This window comes from Mesorhizobium sp. M7A.F.Ca.US.007.01.2.1 (assembly GCF_003998165.1).
Classification (GTDB): domain Bacteria; phylum Pseudomonadota; class Alphaproteobacteria; order Rhizobiales; family Rhizobiaceae; genus Mesorhizobium; species Mesorhizobium ciceri.
In genome coordinates this window covers 1-2,425 of the sequence record NZ_RZQP01000419.1, presented here as the reverse complement: position 1 = coordinate 2,425, position 2,425 = coordinate 1, and the positions used below count along the sequence as shown (strand labels likewise).

General features: G+C 65.4%; 4 protein-coding genes. 2 read left to right on the top strand and 2 right to left on the bottom strand.

The features are described 5' to 3' along the window. On the top strand, nt 1-701 hold a 701-nt coding region (gene dusA, locus EN949_RS34570), incomplete at its 5' end, for a tRNA dihydrouridine(20/20a) synthase DusA (RefSeq protein ID WP_127371964.1). 10 nt (nt 702-711) lie between these two features. Here dusA and EN949_RS34565 read toward each other — a convergent pair. Together EN949_RS34565 and EN949_RS34560 are read right to left on the bottom strand one after the other, a co-directional pair. Then, nucleotides 712-1,416 (bottom strand): TIGR02281 family clan AA aspartic protease, encoded by a 705-nt coding sequence (locus tag EN949_RS34565; RefSeq protein WP_064993180.1) that lies wholly within the window; start codon nt 1,414-1,416, stop codon nt 712-714. A 7-nt stretch (nt 1,417-1,423) separates the two neighbouring features. Beyond that, nucleotides 1,424-1,657: a DUF1289 domain-containing protein gene (locus EN949_RS34560; RefSeq protein WP_164754665.1), complete on the bottom strand. Its 234-nt coding sequence runs from the start codon at nt 1,655-1,657 to the stop codon at nt 1,424-1,426. A gap of 197 nt (nt 1,658-1,854) precedes the next feature. Here EN949_RS34560 and EN949_RS34555 point away from each other — a divergent pair. Next, the coding region (locus tag EN949_RS34555) for a nicotinate-nucleotide--dimethylbenzimidazole phosphoribosyltransferase (RefSeq protein WP_206535004.1) at nt 1,855-2,425 on the top strand (571 nt) is incomplete at its 3' end.

Below are 2,425 nucleotides of genomic sequence, written 5' to 3'. Positions count from 1 at the left end.
GCGTCCAGTCGGGCACGTTCGGCGCCTGCCTGATGAAGGTGCCGGACCTCGTTGCCGGCTGTGTCGCGGCGATGAAGGCGGCGGTGACAATTCCCGTGACCGTCAAATGCCGCATCGGCGTCGACGAACAGGATCCGGAGCCGGCCCTCGATGCGTTGGCGGATGGGGTTTTCGACGCCGGCGCCGACGCATTGTGGGTACATGCGCGCAAGGCGTGGCTGGAAGGGCTGAGCCCCAAGGAAAACCGTGACATCCCGCCGCTCGACTACAACAGAGTTTATCGGCTGAAGGCTAGAAAACCTAACGAATTCATTGGCATCAATGGCGGCATTCAGACGATCGAAGAGGCGTTGGCGCATCTGGACCATGTCGATGGCGCCATGCTTGGCCGCGCCGCTTACCACACGCCCGGCATTCTGGCTGGCGTCGATGCCGCTTTCTACGGCGTCCAGTCCGAGCCGTTCGATTTCGCCGCGCTGATCGATACGATGGCGGACTATGCGGCACGTCATACCGAGCAGGGTGGGCGGCTTGGACATGTCACCCGCCACATGGTCGGACTGTTCCATGGCTTGCCCGGCGCGCGCCGCTACCGGCAGATACTGTCCACCGACGCGACAAAACCCGGCGCCGGCCCGGACGTGCTGAAGGCGGCTTTCGCGGCCGTCGAGCTCGGCGGAGCGGCAGCCGAAGCGGCTTGAGATTCGGGGATCAGTCCCTGAGGATCATGCGGTCGCCGCGCACGTCAAAACCCGACAATGAACCGATGAAGTTCATGCCGAGCAGGCTCTGGCTGAGCATGCCGGGTGCGGCGATCATCACCGACATATCCCTGCGCGTGATGCCGCCGATCGCAATCTGATCGGTTTTCACGGCCGCGGCGCGTGCCATGCCGTTGGCGGTCGAAACCGGTATGGTGTAGTTGAGCGCCGCTGGATTGAATCCGGCGGCTTGTGCGTCTTCGGACGTCAGCACGGTGCTGGTCGCGCCGGTATCCACCACGGCCCGGACCGGGTTGCCGTTGATCAGGATGCGCGCTTCGAAATGGCCGTTGTCCGCCTTGTCGAGCGTCACCGTGGCGTGGCCGTCCTCGACGCCAAGCGCAAGCGGACTGCCGGGAACAAGGCCCGCGGTCACCCGGCTGGCGACATCCTGCAGTTCGTAGCGATACTGGTAACCGGCGATCAGCGCGAGCGCGATGGCCGCCCAGGCGCCTAAGTTGCGGGCCATGGCGCCCAGGGGTCGGCCCGAGCGAAGCAGGCCGGCGCCGATAAGGGCGCCAAAGGCGCCGAGCCAGATCAGCCGGCTGAAATCGTTGTTCTCCACGCCGAGGGTGCTGCCGGCGGAATCGTTGAGCATGAGCAGGACTGCTCCCACCCCGATCGCGGCCATCAATATCCAGAACAACCGGCTCATCCGCACCTCACGACAGCGCGTTGCGTTCGCGCGCCATGCGGGTGCGGCGCGTTTCCCGGCGCGGCCGGCGCTCGACCGTTTCCAGCCGGGCCGGCAATTCAGCCATGACGCTGCGGCGCGTTTCCGGCGTCATCCCGATCCAGGCGCCGATTTCCTCGCGCGTGCGGCCGCACCCGAAACAGAAGCCGGTTTTCATGTCGATCGAGCAGACCAGGATGCACGGGGATTCGATGGCCGTCATGACTTTCTCTTGGGCTTCCATCCGCAATCCCTTGTTCCACTTCCACATGGTGCAACGGTAAAGCCAATGCAAGCCCTCGCGATTGCGCCCTGCGGGGCCGGCTTTGCGGCAAATACAGGCCCATCATCCCAGAGGTTGTGCCAACCCCGCAAGGCGGCTATGCCGCTTACCAACTCCAGGGAATGATCGATAACAAGATGACCAGCGCACTGCCTTTCGACGATTTTCGCAACCTGTTGGCCAATCTGCCGGCGGCCGACACGGCAGCCGAGACCCGCGTGCGCACGCTGTTTGCCAAGGCCGACAAACCAGGCAATTCGCTTGGCCGCATCGAAGACATCGCCGCCTGGCTGGCCACCTGGAGCGGGCGGGCTCCGCCCGCGGTGACAAGACCGCTGATGGCGGTCTTTGCCGGCAATCACGGCGTCACGCGCCACGGCATTTCGCCACGGCCGGTGGCGGCGACCGCCGCCGCGGTCGAACTTTGCGCCGCCGGAGGTGCCGCGATCAACCAGATCTGCATTGCCTACGATCTCGGGCTGAAGGTTTTCGATCTTGCCCTGCACATCCCGACCGCCGACATCACCGAAGAGGCCGCGCTTGACGAGCGTGGCTGTGCCGCCACCATGGCCTTCGGCATGGAAGCGATCGCCGGCGGCACCGATCTTTTGTGTCTCGGCGATCTCGGCGTCGGCAACTCCACCGTCGCCGCCACCCTGTTTGCGGCGCTGTTCGGGGGCGGGGGCGCCGATTGGGCCGGCCCGGGGT